A 17,763-nucleotide genomic window follows, 5' to 3' on the forward strand; every position below is an offset into this window, starting at 1 on the left:
CGGCTGACTCATGACGGGTCGACCTGCTTCCTGTTACCTCGGCGTGGCACGGGTCTGCCGTGCCCCTCCTCATGTCGCGTGCCGGTGGCGAGTTCGTTGCCGAAGGTCTCCTCCAGCTCCCCGGTGTCCAGCTGCCCAGAAACCCGTAATGCCCTGGGCAGAGCCTTTCGCCGGATCGCCTGTGCCAAGCACGCCTGATCAGGATGCAACCAAGCACCCCGGCCAGGCAGCCGTCGACGGTGATCGACGACCACGTGCCCGCGCAGTGCGACAACTCGCACCAGCTCGCTGCGCAACCCCCGCTTCCGACACCCGACACACGTGCGGACCGGTGTGTGACCGGATGCTGCGTGCGGGGAAGTCGTCGGCTGGTGTTGCGGCACAGTCGAGTCTATCGCTCTGGTCCAATGCGTACCGAGGGTGGTTACTGCTCCGGCGTGCCGGTGGTGGCCGAACCGGCCCCCGGACCGGCGGGTGCGGGCTCCGGCGCGGCTGCTGCTTCGGCATCGCTGCGGATGTCGATGCGCCACCCGGTCAACCGCGCGGCCAGCCGCGCGTTCTGGCCTTCCTTGCCGATCGCCAGCGACAGCTGGAAGTCCGGCACCACCACGCGTGCGGTCTTGGTGCGTTCGTCGATCACCCGTACCGAGACAACCTTCGCGGGCGAGAGCGCATTCCCGACGAACGTGGCCGGGTCGTCCGAGTGGTCGATGATGTCGATCTTCTCGCCGGCCAGCTCGCTCATCACGTTGCGCACCCGCGCGCCGACCGGGCCGATGCACGCACCCTTGGCGTTGACGCCCGGCACCGTCGACCGGACCGCGATCTTGGTGCGGTGGCCGGCCTCCCGCGCCACCGAGGTGATCTCGACCGTGCCGTCGGCGATCTCCGGCACCTCGAGCGCGAACAGCTTGCGCACCAAATTCGGGTGCGTACGCGACAGCGTGATCTGGGGCCCGCGCACGGTGCGAGACACGCCACAGACGTAGGCCTTCAACCGGGTGCCGTGGTCGTACCGCTCCCCCGGCACCTGCTCGGCCGCCGGGATGACGCCCTCGGTGTCGCCGAAGGCCACCACGACCATGCCGCGTGCGTTGGCCCGCGCGTCACGCTGGACCACGCCGGCGATGATCTCGCCCTCCTTGGCGGAGAACTCACCGTAGGTCTTCTCGTGCTCGGCATCCCGCAGCCGCTGCAGGATGACCTGGCGCGCGGTGGTCGCGGCGATCCGCCCGAAGCCTTCCGGGGTGTCGTCCCACTCCTCGATCGGCTCACCGTGCTCGTCCAGCCGATAGGCGATCACCCGCACGTAGCCGGTCTTGCGGTCGATGTCGATCTTGGCGTGCGGTTGGTGCCCCTCGGTGTGCTTGTACGCGGTCAGCAGGGCCGACTCGATGGCCTCCAACACAGTCTCGAACGGGATGTCCTTGTCCCGCTCGATCGCCCGCAGCGCGGCAATGTCCACGTTCATCGGGCGTCATCCTCCTTGGTCGCCGAGCCCGGGGAGGCAGGCTTGCTGGTGCCTGCTGCTCGCTTTCCAGTGTGCCGCTGACCGGCGCCGGGTGCCGCATCGGCGGCCACGCCCTCGCGCTCGGCCTGTTCCGCCTCGTCCGCCTCGATCATCTTCAGCTCTTCGGTGGGCGGCTGCTTGAACTCCACCTCGACCACCGCGGAGGACACCGACGCGTAGGCGACGTCGACGAACTGCTTGTTCACCAGCACCCGCGCGGACTTCTCACCCGCGTAGCCAACCCGGCCGACGAACGGCTGCCCTTCGGTCGGCGTGACCTTGACCAACCGGAACCGGGCTCGGCGCCAGTGCCTGCGCTGCGTCAGCGGCCTGTTCAGGCCCGGTGAGGTGACCTCGAGGGTGTAGGCGCCCGCAATCAGGTGATCGTGCTCGTCGAGCTTGCGTGACAGCGCGCGGCTGGTGTCGGCGATCTCGTCGAGACCGATCCCGTCGTCGGCGTCGACCACGACCTTCACCAGTTTCTTCCGGCCCGCTTGCTGCACTTCGAGTGAGTCCAGATCGAACCCGAGCCCGTCGACCACATCGACCACGATGGGCTCCAACCGCCTGGCGAGATCGTTGGCCATGAGCATCTCCCCTATTCGGCTGGGCTAGCGGTTGTGGGTGTCGGTCCAGCTTAAGGTACGCACCTGGCAGGATGCTGGGTGTGCAGGTGGGGCGTCGCAATGTGCTTCGATGGAGTGGTATAGCGCTGCTGGGGGCGCCGTTGGCGGCGTTGCCCGCGTGTTCGGGCGGCTACGACGACTCCCCGGATCCGCTGTCGGCAATGGCCACCGCGGCCCGTTCGGACGCCGCCGCCGCACGGGCGATCGGAGGCAAGGTGGCGCGGCAGATCGCCGAGCTGCGCACCGCGCAGGCACGTGCGCTGCAACAAGAGGTGGACCGAGCCAACCGTCCGGCTGCGCCCGCCGCGAAACCGTCCCCGGCCAAGAACATGCGGGCGCTCGGCAAGCGGCTGACGTCGGCAGCCGAGAGTGCCGTCGAGCTGATCCCGCAGGCGAGCCGGGCACGTGCCGGGTTGCTCGCCTCGGTGGCGGCCGGCTGCAACGCCGGGCTCGCACTGGACGGCAAGCTGGGTTCACCACGTACCCAGCGCTTTCCGGCTCCCGAGGTGGAGGAACTGGACGAGGAAACGGTGGATGCGCTGCAGCAGGCGCTGGCCGCCGAGCACGCCTCGCTGTGGGTCCTCGGGCTGGTCACCGCGTTCCTGCCCGCCGGCTATGACAAGGGCCTGCGCGCGGCGGCCGCCGAGCACCGGGAGCGCAGGGATGCCACGCGCGACGCGTTGACCTCGGCCGGGGCCGATCCGGTTCTGGCCGAGACCGCCTATGCCACACCGAAGCCGGTGAAGAACCCGAACTCGGCACGCGCTGCCGTGATCGCGGCCGAAACCGACGCGGTGACCGCCTGGCGTGGCGTCGTCGAACGTTGTGACGAGCCCGAACTGCGGTCACTGGCGGTTGCGGCCATGTGTGCCTCCGGCGCCCGGTTGACGCGCTGGCGGCTGGAGGCGGGCGTGAAACCCGCGGCGCTTCCGCTGCCCGGCGCGCCGGAGTGACATCACCGCCCGCTGATCATCTGTGGCCCGAGCTGGAGCGCCTGCGTGGCGATCTCGTCGAGCAGGGCGTTGTTCTGCGTGTCTGCGAAGAACGCGGCTTCGACGATCGTGACCCGGGGACCGTCGACACTGGAGGCGTATTCGCCGCCCGCCACCTTCGGCACGTCCGGCAGGGAGACGGTCCCGTCGGTGACCAGGTCGGCGATGTTGCCGGTGCCGTCGGTGTCGGTCATGGACTTGAGCTCCTCGGCCTGTTCCGGGCTCGGCATCGTCACCACCACGACCGACACGGCCGCGCGGGCATCGCCGTCACGCACGGAGAACAGCCCGCGGACGACCTCCTGGCACGGTTCCTTGGCCAGCCAAGCACGCACCTTGCCGTACGAGACTTTGTCGCAGCGCTGGTCGGTCTGCAGTGGGGCCAGCCCGTGATAGTTGAAGGCGCCTGCGCGCAGTACCGGCGGACGAGCGGAATCCCCGCCGTTGTCGTCGGCCGTGCGGCTCGGAGACTGCTGGGTGCCGGTCTGCGCGGCAGGGCTGTTCGAGCCGGTGCCCCGGATCGACCACCACACGACGCTGGACAGGGCGGCGACGACCACCAAGGCGAGCAGGAACAGCAGCCGCGCGGTGCGCGCTTGCGGATGCCGGGCGGCAGAGCCATTGCCTGCCGCCCGGCTCAACGCCGTCGTGGGGTTAGGCCTCGCGCTCATGACCACGCCACGGTATCCGGTGTCGGCCCGCAGGCGAAGCCGACGACAGCAGCCAGGGGCGGCACCTGACTGCTCAAGTACCGCCCCTGGCTGGTCCTTCGACTAGTGGGAGTCCAACCCTCGGATGGGGTTGTCCTCACCACCTCCGGCACGATCGGCGTTGTCCGCGGGGCTGTCCGTCATCCGCGGCATTTCGTCCTCGCGCCCTTGACTCACCTCGTCGTCACCGAGCGGGCCCGCGCCGCCTGCGTCGAATTGATCCGGCTCACCGGCACCGAACTGATCCGGCTGACCGGTGTCACCGGCGCCGACATCGGGTCTCTCCTGGCGCAACCGCTCGTCCAACGGCTCACCCTCGGCCTGCTCGGCCTGGGTCATGCCGTGCCGATCGGCACCCGACCAGCGTTCCGGCGGCTCTGCGCCGCCTTCCAGCGGGTCCGCCTGCATGTTGTCCTGATCCAGCTGCTCGCCGGCCGACAACGGGGACTGTTGATCCGATGCTTCCGTCATGTCATCTCACCTCGGCGGCCGGTCACCTCGGCGGCCGGGGACGGCACTCAGAAATAGTGCCGTCTGCCGAGGACAGGCCGGTTGATCGAGCCGAGCAGGAACAACACGGCACCCACGACCAACAGCACGATGCCGATGGTCCACAGCACGCCGACGTCCAGCACCAACCCCAGCACCAGCAGGATCAAGCCCAAGATGATCATCCGTTGCTCCTCAGCATCGCGGTCTGTTTGCGGCCACCCGGTGTGCTTCCTGCTCACTCCCAGGGGCCCCAGCGGGTGCCCCCCGTGGGGGTTAGCGCAAACGCGCCAGGCGGACCGTTGACCTGTTCGGCCGGACAAGTTGGGCCGAGTGGAGCAACGCAGATACGGGCGCTCGGACCTGCTCGGTCTACGCCACGGCGTTCAACGCAGCGTCGAGGTCGTCCCAGAGGTCCTCGACGTCCTCCAGTCCGACGGACAGCCGGAGCAGGTTCGCGGACACGCCACAATCCCGAAGTTCTTCGCCGTCCACCAGGCGATGCGTCAACGCCGCGGGATGTTCGATCAGGGTGTCGACCGACCCCAGGCTGACCGCGGGTGTGATCAATCGCAGCTTGCTGACCACGGTATGGGGATCAGCAACGGTGCTGAACGCGATCATCGCACCGGGACCACGCTGCTGTACTCCGATCAGCCTGCTTCCGGTCAGCCCCGGATAGCGCACTTCGGCGACCGCGGGGTGCTGCTGCAGCCTGCGCGCCAGTTCGTCCGCCGTAGCCTGCTGCGCCTGTATCCGGATCGGCAACGTGGCCAGCCCCCGATGCAGCAGGTAGCCGGCCAGCGGGTGCAGCACCGCACCGGCCAGCACCCGCAGCTGCCGCACCGGCTTGGCCAAGGCTTCCGCACAGGCGACGACACCACCGAGGACATCGCCGTGCCCCCCGAGGTACTTCGTCGCCGAGTGCACGACGTAGGCGGCACCGAACTTCGCGGGGTTCTGCAGCACCGGGGTGGCGAACGTGTTGTCCACCATCACCGGCACGCCGCGCGCCTGATGCACGACATCGGCGATGTCCACCAGGTCGAGGTTCGGGTTGGCCGGGGACTCGATCACCACCAGCCCGGTGTCGTCCCGCACCGCTGACGACACCTCGTCGGCGGACACATATGTGGTGGTGGTGCCCAGCAGCCCTGTGGTGAGCAGGTGGTCCGTGCCTCCGTAGACGGGTCGCACCGCCACCACGTGCGGTTTGCCCGCCATGACGCACGCGGCCTGCACGACCGCCGTGATCGCGGCCATCCCGCTGGAGAAGGCGACCGCGGTGTCGGTGCCCTCCAGCTCCGCCAGTGCGCGTTCGAACCGAGCGACCGTCGGGTTGTGCAGCCGCGCGTAGACCGGGCTGTCCGCTTCGCTCGCGCCGTCGGCCCACGCTCCGAGCGCTGCCCCACCGGTGGCCTGGTCCGGGATCGGATACGTGGTCGACAGATCGATCGGCGGCGCGTGCACCCCGAGCTCGGCCAGATCGTCGCGTCCACCGTGTACCGCTGTCGTGCGCAAGCCAGGCATTTGACCTCCACAGGGTTCCGTGCAGCTGCCCAAATGGTGCACAGTGACCTGGAAAACGCGGCAGACAGCGAACACAATTCGGCAACGCCAGGGAGTTTCCGTGCTTGATGCGATCGACGCGGCCATCGTCCGAGAGCTGCAGAACGATGCTCGGGTGTCCAACAAGGTGCTGGCCGCCCGGGTGAACATCGCACCGTCCACGTGCCTGATGCGGCAGCGGGCGCTGCGCGACCGGGGCGTCGTCGTCGGCAGCCACGCCGAAGTCGATCTGGCTCAGCTCGGGCGGCCGGTCCAGGCGGCGATCTTCGTACGGATCCGTCCCCACACCCGAGCCGTCGTCGAACAGTTCATGCAATACGCGCTCGACCTACCGGAGACGCTCTACGTCGCCCATCTGGCCGGTCCCGAGGATTTCCTGGTCAATGTCGCGGTGGCCGACGCCGAGCACCTGCAGCGCGTCCTGCTCGACGCCTTCACCACCCGCAAAGAGGTCGCCCAGGTACACACCAACCTGATCTTCGAGCACCACCGCAAGCACGTGGTCGACCCGATGCCGACCGTGTTGACCTAGGGCTTGCGCGCGGTGAACACCGCGTGCCCGGCGTACAGCCAGACCACGTCGACCTCGACGAAGCCCGCCTCGGCCAGCCACGTCAGGTGTTCGGCGACCGACGACGGCCGATCGAGCGGGTCCGGGCCGGGCAGGCGGAAGTAGTTCCACTCTTCGCGCTCGAACACTTCGGCCGCCTCATCGCTGCCGTAGAGCTCGCGGGAGGCCGACCGCACCGCGCTATCCCACTCGTCGGCGGCAAGATTCTTGGCGAGCGGGCCCGCCGGTTCGATCAGGTCGGCCATCACGAACATCCCGCCGGGCTCGAGCATCGAGCACAGGTCGCGATAGAGCTCGCGCTTGCCTGCGCCGTCCAAGTGGTGCACCGCCAGCGACGTCATCACCCCGCCGAACCTCGTGGCCGACCGCCAGCCACGGTCGGCGATGTCGGCTTGGACGGCCGAGAACCGCGGCCGGAAACGTTCGAGTCGCCGCTCGGCCGCCGCGAGCATGTCCGCCGACCCGTCGAACAGCAGCACCTCGGCGTCAGGTTGACGCCTCAGGTACTCCTCGGACAGCAGACCTTCGCCGCAGCACAGGTCCAGCACCCGCGGGACCGGTATGTCCGCGAGTAGCCGGCACACGATGTCGATCTGCGCACGCCGATGAGGAACGAATGCGTCTCCGTACCGGGCGAACACCTCGGTGTCCGCCGCGCTCCACGCCGCTTCCACGCCCCTACTGTGCCGCAGGTGGCGGGGCGGTGGTGTGCCGGTGGACCACTTTGGGGTGCAACAGATGCCGCACGGGTTCGGTGCGGCCGTTTCGCACGCGTTCGAGCACGGCCTGCGCGGCCAGACGTCCCATCGCGTGTCGCGGCTGATCCACCGTGGTCATGCCGACGTGCGCCAACGCGGCCAGTGACGTGTTGTCGTAGCCGATCACCGACACGTCCTCCGGCACCCGCAGCCCTGCCTCCTCCAGCGCCGAGATCGCCCCGATGGCGTTGATGTCGTTGGCCGCGACGATGCCCGTCGGCAATGGTTCGTCGCGCTCCAGCAGCGTCTTCACCGCCTTCGCCCCCGCCACATCGGTGTACTCGCTGCGGATGACCGACGCGGCGAGCCCGTGCTTCTTCATCCCGTCGAGATAGCCACGGCGACGCAGCGCCGACTGCGACCCGCGTCCGCCGTCGAAGTGCACGATCCGCCGGTGTCCCAGCTCGACGAGGTGGTCGACGGCCAGCTCGGAACCCGCCCTGCCGTCATCGTTGACCGTGTCGACCGAGCCCAGCCGCGTCGCCCTGGCCACCAGCACCACCGGCACCTGGTCGGCCGCCGCCTCGATCTCCGCCGCGGCGACCGCGGGCCCGAGCAGCGCCAGCCCGGCCGGGCGGAACGACAGCAGACTGCGCACCGCTTGCCGCTCCCCGGCCGGGGTACGCCTGCCGGTGTTGATGATCAGCTCGAAACCTTCTTTGCGGGCCACCGCCTCCAACCCGTCGACGACTTCGGCGAAGAACGGGTTGTGCAGGTCGGAGACCATCACGCCGAGCACGGTCGACGTGCGGGAAGCCAGCGACCGGGCCATGGCGTGCGGCGAGTAGCCGAGCTCCTCCGCGGCCTTGAACACCGCGTCCCGACGAGCCTGACTCACGTTCGGCGCGCCGCGCATGACCAGCGAGACCAGCGCGCGTGACACTCCGGCTCGCGCCGCCACGTCCTCCATCGTCGGCCGGCTTGCCACCGAGTACCTCCAGCAGCTGTGTCGCAGGGTTGACACTCCGCGCGAAACGCTACAACATGAGAGCCTCGTCACGATTAGAGCGCTCTAATAGCACTCCGGAAGTCACTCGAAAGGTTTGCCAGGACAGATGGACATTGGAGTCGCCGGAGTCGGCCGGATCGGTCAGATGCACGCTGCGCATCTGACCGAGCTGGACGGAGACGCGGCACCGGACAAGATCCTGCTCTTCGACCCCGTCCCCGGCCGAGCCGAAGCGGTCGCCGCAGCGCTGCCGTCGCACGTCACCGCGGTGGCGTCGTTCGACGACCTGCTCGCGGCGGACGGCGTACTCGTCGCGACGCCGACCGACACGCACTCGGACCTGGTCCGGCGCGCGGTGCGCGGACGAACACCGGTCCTGTGCGAAAAGCCCCTCGCCGGGGACCTGGAGTCGATGACCACGCTGGTCGACGACATCGAATCGTCCGGCGTGGACGTGGTCGTCGGGTTCCAGCGACGTTTCGATCCGGCGACCGTCGAGGCTTACCGCAGGGTGCGGTCCGGTGAGGCGGGCCAGGTGTATCTGGTGCGGTCGTCGGTGCTCGACCACGTGCCGCCGCCGAAGGAGTACATCCCGACCTCGGGCGGGCTGTTCAAGGACTGCATGATCCACGACCTGGACGCGGTCCCATGGCTGGTGGGCGAGGAAGTCGTCGAGGTGTCGGCGTCCGGCTCGGTGCTGGTCGACCAGGCGTTCGCCGACGCCGGCGATGTCGACTACGCGGTGGTGACGCTGCGGTTCGCCTCCGGGGCGCACGCCCAGATGACCGCGGGACGGCACGATCCGATCGGCTACGACTGCAAACTCGAGGTGTACGGCAGCAAGCAAGTGCTGGCGGTGGGGTGGAACGAACGCACCCCGGTCGTCCGGCTCGAGCCGCAGCAGGTCGAGCCGACCCGGCCGTGGGAGTCGTTCATGGACCGCTACAAGGACGCCTACCTGAACGAGCTGCGCGTGTTCGCCGACGTCATCGAGGGGAAGGTCGCCAACCCGTCGCCGGCGCGCGAAAGCCTGTACAGCCTGCGGCTGGCCGAAGCGTGCGACGAATCGCTGCGCACCGGCAAGCCCGTGCGATTGGAGGCCGGGTGATGAGTCGAACCAACTCGATCCGCTTGGCCGCTGCCCCCATCTCGTGGGGCGTGTGCGAAGTACCTGGCTGGGGTCGCGTGCTGGACCCGCAGACGGTCCTCGGTGAGATGGCCGAGCTGGGACTGACGGCGACCGAGCTCGGTCCCCCGGGGTACCTCCCGGACGACCCGGCGCCGCTGTTGAACGAGTTCGGCTTGTCGCTGGTCGGCGGCTTTCTCGCCACGCCGCTGCACACGTCGGTCGACGACGCGGTCGCGGTGGCGACGCGGTCGGCGCGACAGTTGTCCGCGGGTGGCGCGGAGGTCCTCGTCCTGGCCGCGGCCACCGGGCTGACCGGCTACGACGAGCGTCCCGAGCTCGACGACAAGCAGTGGAAGACGCTGGTGCAGGCCGCCGAAGCGGTCGCGCGAACCGCATCCGAGTACGGCCTGCGCACGGTGCTTCATCCGCACGTCGGCACCTATGTGGAGAGTGAGGCCGAGGTCGAGCGCTTCGTCGACGACTCCACGCTGCCGTTGTGCTTGGATTCCGGCCATCTGCTGGTCGGTGGCACCGACCCGGTGCAACTGGTGCAGCGGCACGCCGATCGCATCGGCCACGTGCACCTCAAGGACGTGCGGGCGGCGCTGGCCGAGCAGGTTCGCCGCGGCGAGATCACCTACACCGCAGCGGTGTCGGAGGGCCTGTATGCGCCTTTGGGCGATGGTGACGTCGATGTCGCCGAAATGCTCCAGGTCCTGCACTCGACCAACTACCGAGGCTGGTACGTCCTGGAACAGGACACGGCGCTGCCCGAGCACGACACGGCAAGCGACGACCGTCCGAAGGTAGACACGGAGCGTTCCATGCGCTACCTCAAGTCGATCATCGGCGCAACCAGCCGCTGACATCTCACCGTGGAGGTTGACTATGAGGGCGAATCACTCCCCCCGCCGCCGGCGTCTGCTGTCCGGACTGGCCATTGCCGCGAGCGCGGCGTTGATGGTCGCGTGCACCGGACCGGCGGGCACGAATTCCGGCGAGGGCGGCGACAGTGGCGGAGGCGGCAGCGACGGTGACCTGAACTTCGCAGTCATCACCCACGGCACACAGGGTGACGCCTTCTGGAACGTGGTCAAGAACGGCGCGGAGGACGCCGGTGAGCAGCTCGGCGTGGGCGTGGAGTACGCCTCCGACGGCGACGCGGGCGCGCAGGCCAGGCTGATCGACAACGCCGTTTCCCGCAAGGTCGACGGCATCGTGGTGTCGATGGCCAATCCGGACGCGCTCAAGGGTGCCATCGAGAACGCGGTCGAGGCCGACATCCCGGTCATCACCATCAACTCCGGCTCGGCGCAGAGCAAGGAGTTCGGCGCCATCGCGCACGTCGGGCAAGAGGAGGACATCGCAGGCGAGGAAGCGGGCAAGCGGCTGAAGGAGGACGGCAAGAAGAAGCTGCTGTGCGTCATCCACGAGGCGGGCAACATCGGCCTGAACCAGCGCTGTGACGGCGCCAAGCGCGGGTTCGGCGGCCAGGTCAAGAACCTGCAGGTGGACATCAACAACCCGACCGACATCGAGTCGCGGATCCGCGGCGCGCTGCAGGCGGACAGCGCCATCGACTCGGTGTTGACGTTGAACCCGCAGGTGGCCGTGAACGCGGTCAACGCAGCCAAGGACGCCAACTCCTCGCCGACGGTCGCCACGTTCGACCTGAACTCCGACGTGGTCGCCGCGGTGCAGGCGGGTGAGATCGAGTTCGCCGTCGACCAGCAGCAGTACCAGCAGGGTTACCTGCCGATCGTGATGCTCAAGCTGTACGTGGAGAACGCCAACACGCTCGGCGGCGGGCAGCCGGTGCTCACCGGTCCCGGCTTCGTCGACAAGTCCAACGTGGACAAGGTCGCGAAATACGCCGAGCGCGGCACACGGTAGGGAGGACGATGTCCGTGACAACCCCGACGTCTGGCTCGGGCCAGGAATCGGACCGAGCCACGACGTCGACCAAGGATGAACGGGTGGCATCGGTCAGCCTGACCAACCGGCTGATCGTCCGCCCGGAGATCGGCGCCGCGCTCGGTGCGCTGGTGGTGTTTCTGTTCTTCTCGGTGATCACCGAGCAGTTCCTCACCCTCAGCGGGGTGGCAACCTGGCTCGACGACGCCTCGACGCTGGGCATCATGGCCATCGCGGTGGCGCTGTTGATGATCGGCGGCGAGTTCGACCTGTCCGCGGGCGTGATGACCGCGTCCACCGCGCTGGTCACCGCGCTGCTGGCCACGCAGGCCGGGCTGAACGTGTGGCTGGCGCTGCTGCTGTCGCTGGTGTTCGCGCTGGCCGTCGGCGGGTTCAACGGCTGGCTGGTCATGCGCACCGGGCTGCCCAGCTTCATCGTCACGCTCGGCACGTTCCTGGCGCTGCAGGGACTCAACCTCGGTGTCACGCGCCTGGTGACCGGCACCGTGCAAGTCTCCGGGATGCGCGCCACCGAGGGTTACGAGTCGGCCGGGATGTTGTTCGCCTCGACGTTCTCCATCGGCGGGCAGCCGTTCCGGGTGTCCGTGCTGTGGTGGATCCTGCTGACCGTGATCGCGGCGTTCGTGCTGGTCAAGACCCGATTCGGCAACTGGATCTTCGCCGTGGGCGGCGCGCCTACCAGCGCGCGGGCAGTCGGTGTCCCGTTGGTTCGCACCAAGATCCTGCTGTTCATGACCACGGCGTTCGCCGGGTGGGTGGTCGGCTCGATCAACATCCTGCGGTTCGCCAGCGTGCAAGCCAACCAGGGCATCGGACTCGAGCTGCAGTTCATCATCGCCGCGGTGGTCGGCGGCTGCCTGCTGACCGGTGGCTTCGGGTCCGCGGTCGGTGCCGCGATCGGTGCGCTGATTTTCGGCATGGCCCGGCAGGGCATCGTCTACGCGCAGTGGAACAGCGACTGGTTCATGCTCTTCCTGGGCATCATGCTGCTGTCCGCGGTGCTGGTGAACAACGCGCTACGGCGTCGCGCAGAAAGGGTCAGACGATGAGCACCCCATTGATCGAGGTACGCAACATCGGCAAGACCTACGGCAACGTCATCGCACTGCGGGACGTCTCCACCGAGGTCAGGGCCGGTGAGGTCACCTGCGTGCTGGGTGACAACGGGGCGGGCAAGTCCACGTTGATCAAGATCCTGGCCGGGGTGCACCAGCACGACCAGGGCGAGTTCCTGTTCGAAGGCAAGCCGGTGCGGTTCTCCTCGCCTCGTGAGGCGCTGGACGCCGGCATCGCCACGGTGTACCAGGACCTGGCCGTGGTGCCGCTGATGAGCGTGTGGCGCAACTTCTTCCTCGGCGCGGAGCCGAAGAAGTTCGGTTTCATGCTCGACGGACGCAAGGGCCGGGAGACGACCAAGCGCGCACTGGCCGAGATGGGTATCGACCTGCGCGACGTGGAACAGCCCGTCGGCACGCTGTCCGGCGGTGAGCGGCAGTGCGTGGCGATCGCTCGTGCCGTGCACTTCGGCGCCAAGGTGCTCATCCTGGACGAACCGACCGCGGCGCTGGGCGTCAAGCAGGCCGGTGTGGTGCTGCGCTACGTGGCACAGGCACGCGACCGCGGCCTCGGCGTAGTGCTCATCACCCACAACCCGCACCACGCCTACCCGGTCGGTGACCGATTCCTGCTGCTCAAGCGCGGCGCGCCGCTGGGCAACTACACGAAGGCGGAGATCACCCTGGCCGAGCTCACCCGGCAGATGGCCGGGGGCGCCGAGCTGGAGGCACTGGAACACGAACTGCGCGGAGTGCAAACCTCGTGACCGTCGAAGTCCTGACTGTCGGAAGGGTCGGCGTCGACCTCTACCCGGAACAAAGCGGTGTCGGCTTGGCGGAGGTGTCGACGTTCGCCAAGTCGCTGGGTGGGACGGCGACGAACGTGGCGGTCGCTGCGGCCCGGCTGGGGCGCAGCGCCGCCGTGGTGACCAAGGTCGGGCCGGACCCGTTCGGTGACTACGTCCGGCAGGCGCTGCGATCGTTCGGGGTGTCGCCCGATCACGTGGCCACCGCACCGGATCTGCAGACGCCGGTGGTGTTCTGTGCGCTGGACCCGCCGGAGGATCCGCCGCTGCTGTTCTACCGGCTGCCCATCGCGCCGGATCTGACGCTGACCCCGGACGACGTGCCGTGGGATCTCGTCGAGCGGGTCCCGCTGTTGTGGGTGACCGGGACCGGGGTGAGCGCCGAACCGGCCAGGAGCACGCAGCGCGAACTGTTGCAGCGCCGCGGGCGGCGCAGCCACACCGTGCTCGACCTGGACTACCGCCCGATGTTCTGGCCGGACATCGACACCGCGCGCAGCGAGATCGGCTGGATGTTGCCACACGTCACCGTGGCGGTGGGCAACCGGACCGAGGTCGAGGTGGCCACCGGCACGGCAGACCCGGACGAAGCCGCCAAACGCATGCTCGACCACGGCGTCCGGCTGGCGATCATCAAGCTCGGTGGCGACGGGGTGCGGCTGGCCACCGCGGACGGCTCGTGGACGGTGCCGCCCCGGCCGGTCGACGTGGTGTGCGGGCTCGGAGCCGGTGACGCGTTCGGCGGTGCGCTGGCGCACGGCCTGCTGTCCGGCTGGGAGCCGGAGAAGATCGGCCGCTACGCCAATGCCGCGGGCGCGCTGGTGGCCGCCCGGCTCGCCTGCGCCGACGCGATGCCGACCAGCGCCGAGATCGAGGAGATGTTGTGCGACTGACCGACGCGCAATGGACCGACCTGCTGCGGGTCCGGGCCACGGACCCGTCGGCGGTCACCAGGGCGTACGCCGCACGGCGGCGTCGACGCAGCCTGTTGCGACCGGGCCGGGACACGTTGTTCCTGGTCGCGGCCGATCACCCCGCCCGGGGCGCGCTGGCCATCGGCGGGGACCCGCTGGCCATGGCCAATCGCCGCTCGCTGCTGGAACGGCTGCTCACCGCGCTGGCCAACCCCGAGGTGGACGGCGTGCTCGCCTCCCCGGACGTGGTGGAAGAGCTGCTGCTGCTGGACGCGCTGCACGACAAGGTCGTGATCGGGTCGATGAACCGGGGTGGCCTGGCGGGTGCCACGTGGGAGATCGACGACCGGTTCACCGGCTACGACGCGGCGTCGATCGCCCGGTACGGGCTGGACGGCGGCAAGATGCTGCTGCGGCTGGTCGACGACGATCCGGCCACCGCTCCGACGCTGGAATCCGCCGCGGCAGCCGTCTCAGAACTGGCCGACGAAGGCCTGCTGGCGATGGTCGAGCCGCTGCCGTACCGGCGGGTGGACGGCAAGCTCGAGCTGCTGAAGGATTCCGCATCGCTGGCCCGAGCCGTGACGATCGCGTCGGGGCTGGGCACCACGTCGGCCTACACGTGGCTGAAGCTGCCCGCCGCCCTCTCCCCCGAGCCGCTGGAGGCGACCACGCTGCCGGTGGTGGTGCTGGGCGGCGCGCCGTCGAACGATCCGGCGCAGGACCTGGCGTCGTGGGGAGCCGCGCTGCGTCATCCGGTGGTGCGCGGGCTGGTGGTCGGTCGTGCGCTGTTGTATCCGCCCGATGGAGATGTCGCGGCCGCCGTGGCCGCTGCCGCGAAGACGTTGCAGTCGGTGGAGGCGAACGAGGATGTCTGAACTGTTGCGCCCACACGGCACGCTGGCCGACGGCGACGACCCGGTGCGGCTGACGCCGGAGTCGGCCGGCTGGACCTACACAGGGCTGCGGGTGCTGCGACTGCGGCCCGGCACCGAGCGCGTCGTCCGCACCGGCGGGTACGAGGCGTTCGTACTCCCGCTGTCCGGCGGCTGCACCGTGTCGGTCGACGGCGAACGGTTCGTGCTGCGCGGCCGGGACTCGGTGTTCACCGCGGTGACCGACTTCGCCTACGTCCCGCGGGATGCCGAGGTGCGCCTGCAAGCCCCTGCCGAGCAGAGCGAGCCGACCGAGGTCGCGCTGCCGATGGCGCGCTGCACGCGGCGCCTGGAGCCTCGTTACGGCCCGGCGGAGGACGTCCCGGTCGAGGTCCGCGGCTCCGGCAACGCCACCCGGCAGGTGACGAATTTCGGCGTCCCGGGCGTGTGGGAGCACGCCGACAAGCTGAACGCGTGCGAGCTGCTCACACCGGACGGCAACTGGTCGTCGTATCCGCCGCACAAGCACGACGAGGCGACCGAGTGCGAAGTGATCAACGAGGAGATCTACTACTTCCGGATCGCCGGCGGCGACGGGCTGAAGCCGAGCAGGGAGGGCTTCGGCATGCACCGCACGTACACCAGCGACGGGGCGATCGACGCGACCGTGACCGTGCGGGACGGCGACGTGTTCCTCATCCCGCGCGGCTACCACGGTCCGTGCATCGCCGCACCCGGCTACACCATGTACTACCTCAACGTGCTCGCCGGCCCGGCCGACGAGCGCTCGATGGCGTTCTGTGACGACCCGGCGCACAGCTGGGTCCGCGACTCGTGGGCCGATCAGAAGCCCGATCCGCGCTGCCCGATGACCAACGCGCAAGGACTGGTGCGATGACCACGCTCAAGCTGACCACCGCGCAAGCGCTCGTCCGCTGGCTGACCGCGCAGCGGGTCGAGCTGCCCGACGGATCGACCGGGCCGCTGTTCGGCGGCGTGTTCGCGATCTTCGGCCACGGCAACGTGCTGGGCCTCGGCTCGGCGCTGGAGGAATACCAGGACCAACTGCCGGTCTGGCGGGGGCAGACCGAACAAGGCATGGCGCTGGCCGCGACCGGTTATGCCAGGGCCACCCAGCGGCGGCAGATCGGTGTCGTGACCTCGTCCATCGGCCCGGGTGCGCTCAACATGGTCACCGCCGCCGGGGTGGCACACGCCAACCGGCTGCCCGTCCTCCTGCTGCCCGGCGACACGTTCGCCGGTCGCGCGCCCGACCCGGTGCTGCAGCAGGTGGAGCACTTCGGTGAGCCGACGATGACGGTCAACGACGCGTTCCGGGCGGTGTCCCGCTACTTCGACCGGATCACCCGGCCGGAACAGCTCATCGCGACGTTGCCCCAGGTCGTCCGGACGCTGACCGACCCGGAGACGGCCGGCCCGGTGACGCTTGCGCTGCCGCAGGACGTCCAGGCGGAGGCGCACGAGTTCCCGCGGGCCCTGTTCGAGCCGGTGGTGCACCGTATTCCCAAGCCACGGCCGGACACCCGCGAGCTGGCCGAGGCCGCGGACGTGCTGCGTCAGGCCGAGCGGCCGCTGATGGTCGTCGGCGGCGGCGTGCGGTACGCGCTGGCCGGCCGGCAAGCGGTGGAGTTCGCCACCAAGCACGGCATCCCGGTGGTGGAGACGACCGCGGGTCGCACGCTGGTGCCGCACGACCACCCGAACTACGCGGGCCCGCTGGGCATCACCGGGTCGTCGTCGGCCAACACGTTGGCCGCGGAAGCCGACGTCGTGCTCGCGGTCGGCACCCGGCTGCAGGACTTCACCACGGCGTCGTGGACCGTGTTCGCGCCCGACATGCGGATGGTGTCGATCAACGTGGCGCGCTTCGACGCGGTCAAGCACGGTGCGGTTGCCGTGGTCGGCGACGCCGCTGAGTCGCTGACCGAGCTGACCGGCGCGCTCGGTGACTGGCGGGTGTCCCCGTCGTGGACCGAGCGAGCCGCCGCCGAGCGGGCGAAGTGGGACGCACACGTCGACACGCTGCGCTCCCCCGTCGACGGTGTAGCCACGTACGCCCAGGTGGTCGGCGAGGTGAATGCCGCCAGCGGGCCGGACGACTACGTGCTCACCGCGTCCGGCGGGTTGCCGGGCGAGCTGGTCGGTGGTTGGCGGACGGTGACGGATGCGACCGAGCCGACGATGGACGTGGAGTACGGCTTCTCCTGCATGGGGTACGAGCTGTGCGGCGCGTGGGGTGCCGCGATGGCGCGGCAGGACCGGCTGGAGCGCGGTGGACTGGTCACCGCGCTGCTCGGCGACGGTTCCTACCTGATGTTGAACTCGGAGCTGTACTCGGCCGCGTTCGCCGGACACCCGTTCGTCGCCGTGGTGTGCGACAACGGCGGCTTCGCGGTCATCGACCGGTTGCAGCGCGGCCAGGGCGGCGCGGCGTTCAACAACATGTTCTCCGAATGCCGCACGGCGCACGCCACTCCCCCGCAGGTCGACTTCGTCGCGCACGCGGCTTCGCTCGGCTGCTTCGTGTTGCCGGTGACCGAGCCGGACGAGTTCGCCGACGCCTACGCGAAGGCTCGGGAACGTGCGCTCACCGAACGGCGGCCCGCCGTCGTCGTGCTGCGGACCCACCCGAGCACGTGGACCGAGGCCGGCGCGTGGTGGGAGGTCGGGGTACCGGAAGTGTCCTCGCGCCCGGACACGGCGGCGGCTCGGGAAGAGTTCGAGGCGGCCAAGGCGCGGCAGTTGCGATACCTCGCCCGCTGACGCGACCGGGATCGCGGAGCCTTCGCGGCCAAGCCCCCGGCAGCTGCGGTACCTCGCCCACTGACGCGACCGGGATCGCGGAGCCTTCGCG

20 protein-coding genes are annotated in these 17,763 nt (G+C 69.4%); 11 read left to right on the top strand and 9 right to left on the bottom strand.

Features of this window, described 5'->3' with window-relative positions:
• Nucleotides 1–8 precede the first annotated feature (8 nt).
• The 3 genes from YWM_RS25710 to rimP are packed head-to-tail and all read right to left on the bottom strand — an operon-like array spanning nucleotide 9 to nucleotide 2,097.
• Entirely contained in the window at nucleotides 9–530 is a 522-nt protein-coding gene (locus YWM_RS25710; protein WP_342664945.1) for a YlxR family protein, read from the bottom strand.
• Nucleotides 425–1,471, bottom strand: a complete 1,047-nt coding sequence (nusA, locus tag YWM_RS0112755; protein ID WP_028851061.1) for a transcription termination factor NusA — start codon at nucleotides 1,469–1,471, stop codon at nucleotides 425–427. The genes YWM_RS25710 and nusA overlap by 106 nt, the downstream gene beginning before the upstream one ends.
• Nucleotides 1,468–2,097, bottom strand: coding sequence for a ribosome maturation factor RimP (gene rimP / locus YWM_RS23470; protein WP_084612382.1), 630 nt, complete (start codon nucleotides 2,095–2,097; stop codon nucleotides 1,468–1,470). Before rimP ends, nusA begins: the two co-directional genes overlap by 4 nt.
• A gap of 101 nt (nucleotides 2,098–2,198) precedes the next feature.
• Between rimP and YWM_RS0112765 the strand changes: the two genes are divergently transcribed.
• Nucleotides 2,199–3,089 carry a ferritin-like domain-containing protein gene (locus YWM_RS0112765; protein ID WP_245566023.1) on the top strand — a complete coding sequence of 297 codons (891 nt, stop codon included), beginning with the start codon at nucleotides 2,199–2,201 and terminating at the stop codon, nucleotides 3,087–3,089.
• 2 nt (nucleotides 3,090–3,091) lie between these two features.
• On the opposite strand, the gene YWM_RS23475 is transcribed toward YWM_RS0112765, so the two are convergent.
• From YWM_RS23475 to YWM_RS0112785, 4 genes are all read right to left on the bottom strand, one after another.
• Complete coding sequence (locus YWM_RS23475; protein ID WP_245566024.1) at nucleotides 3,092–3,799, bottom strand: hypothetical protein; 708 nt, start codon at nucleotides 3,797–3,799, stop codon at nucleotides 3,092–3,094.
• Between the two features lie 102 nt (nucleotides 3,800–3,901).
• The gene (locus YWM_RS23480) at nucleotides 3,902–4,309 is read right to left on the bottom strand and encodes a hypothetical protein (RefSeq protein ID WP_052344845.1); all 408 of its coding nucleotides are present in this window, start codon (nucleotides 4,307–4,309) and stop codon (nucleotides 3,902–3,904) included.
• A gap of 47 nt (nucleotides 4,310–4,356) precedes the next feature.
• Nucleotides 4,357–4,512: a DUF6131 family protein gene (locus YWM_RS26455; protein WP_169720988.1), complete on the bottom strand. Its 156-nt coding sequence runs from the start codon at nucleotides 4,510–4,512 to the stop codon at nucleotides 4,357–4,359.
• Nucleotides 4,513–4,699: 187 nt separating this feature from the next.
• Entirely contained in the window at nucleotides 4,700–5,857 is a 1,158-nt protein-coding gene (locus YWM_RS0112785; protein ID WP_028851063.1) for a trans-sulfuration enzyme family protein, read from the bottom strand.
• Nucleotides 5,858–5,957: 100 nt separating this feature from the next.
• Between YWM_RS0112785 and YWM_RS0112790 the strand changes: the two genes are divergently transcribed.
• Entirely contained in the window at nucleotides 5,958–6,428 is a 471-nt protein-coding gene (locus YWM_RS0112790) for an Lrp/AsnC family transcriptional regulator (RefSeq protein ID WP_028851064.1), read from the top strand.
• On the opposite strand, the gene YWM_RS0112795 is transcribed toward YWM_RS0112790, so the two are convergent.
• Both YWM_RS0112795 and YWM_RS0112800 read right to left on the bottom strand, forming a co-directional pair.
• Nucleotides 6,425–7,141: a class I SAM-dependent methyltransferase gene (locus YWM_RS0112795; RefSeq protein WP_043660910.1), complete on the bottom strand. Its 717-nt coding sequence runs from the start codon at nucleotides 7,139–7,141 to the stop codon at nucleotides 6,425–6,427. The two genes, YWM_RS0112790 and YWM_RS0112795, sit on opposite strands and share 4 nt — an antisense overlap.
• Before the next feature lie 4 nt (nucleotides 7,142–7,145).
• The gene (locus YWM_RS0112800) at nucleotides 7,146–8,135 is read right to left on the bottom strand and encodes a LacI family DNA-binding transcriptional regulator (protein ID WP_028851066.1); all 990 of its coding nucleotides are present in this window, start codon (nucleotides 8,133–8,135) and stop codon (nucleotides 7,146–7,148) included.
• A gap of 145 nt (nucleotides 8,136–8,280) precedes the next feature.
• Between YWM_RS0112800 and YWM_RS0112805 the strand changes: the two genes are divergently transcribed.
• From YWM_RS0112805 to iolD, 9 genes are read left to right on the top strand one after another with little or no spacing between them, the layout of a single operon-like run.
• Entirely contained in the window at nucleotides 8,281–9,282 is a 1,002-nt protein-coding gene (locus YWM_RS0112805; RefSeq protein ID WP_028851067.1) for a Gfo/Idh/MocA family protein, read from the top strand.
• On the top strand, nucleotides 9,282–10,169 hold the full coding sequence (locus YWM_RS0112810) for a TIM barrel protein (RefSeq protein WP_043660912.1): 888 nt from the start codon (nucleotides 9,282–9,284) through the stop codon (nucleotides 10,167–10,169). The genes YWM_RS0112805 and YWM_RS0112810 overlap by 1 nt, the downstream gene beginning before the upstream one ends.
• Before the next feature lie 22 nt (nucleotides 10,170–10,191).
• On the top strand, nucleotides 10,192–11,196 hold the full coding sequence (locus YWM_RS0112815) for a sugar ABC transporter substrate-binding protein (protein WP_028851069.1): 1,005 nt from the start codon (nucleotides 10,192–10,194) through the stop codon (nucleotides 11,194–11,196).
• Between the two features lie 8 nt (nucleotides 11,197–11,204).
• On the top strand, nucleotides 11,205–12,287 hold the full coding sequence (locus tag YWM_RS0112820) for an ABC transporter permease (RefSeq protein ID WP_052344846.1): 1,083 nt from the start codon (nucleotides 11,205–11,207) through the stop codon (nucleotides 12,285–12,287).
• Entirely contained in the window at nucleotides 12,284–13,060 is a 777-nt protein-coding gene (locus YWM_RS0112825) for an ATP-binding cassette domain-containing protein (protein WP_028851071.1), read from the top strand. The genes YWM_RS0112820 and YWM_RS0112825 overlap by 4 nt, the downstream gene beginning before the upstream one ends.
• Entirely contained in the window at nucleotides 13,057–13,992 is a 936-nt protein-coding gene (gene iolC, locus YWM_RS0112830; protein WP_028851072.1) for a 5-dehydro-2-deoxygluconokinase, read from the top strand. Before YWM_RS0112825 ends, iolC begins: the two co-directional genes overlap by 4 nt.
• Entirely contained in the window at nucleotides 13,983–14,891 is a 909-nt protein-coding gene (locus YWM_RS0112835) for a Cgl0159 family (beta/alpha)8-fold protein (RefSeq protein WP_028851073.1), read from the top strand. Before iolC ends, YWM_RS0112835 begins: the two co-directional genes overlap by 10 nt.
• Nucleotides 14,884–15,786 (top strand): 5-deoxy-glucuronate isomerase, encoded by a 903-nt coding sequence (iolB, locus tag YWM_RS0112840; RefSeq protein WP_028851074.1) that lies wholly within the window; start codon nucleotides 14,884–14,886, stop codon nucleotides 15,784–15,786. Before YWM_RS0112835 ends, iolB begins: the two co-directional genes overlap by 8 nt.
• Nucleotides 15,783–17,672 carry a 3D-(3,5/4)-trihydroxycyclohexane-1,2-dione acylhydrolase (decyclizing) gene (iolD, locus tag YWM_RS0112845; RefSeq protein ID WP_028851075.1) on the top strand — a complete coding sequence of 630 codons (1,890 nt, stop codon included), beginning with the start codon at nucleotides 15,783–15,785 and terminating at the stop codon, nucleotides 17,670–17,672. The genes iolB and iolD overlap by 4 nt, the downstream gene beginning before the upstream one ends.
• The last annotated feature ends 91 nt before the right edge of the window (nucleotides 17,673–17,763 follow it).

Source organism: Thermocrispum municipale DSM 44069, from assembly GCF_000427825.1.
Classification (GTDB): Bacteria; Actinomycetota; Actinomycetes; order Mycobacteriales; family Pseudonocardiaceae; genus Thermocrispum; species Thermocrispum municipale.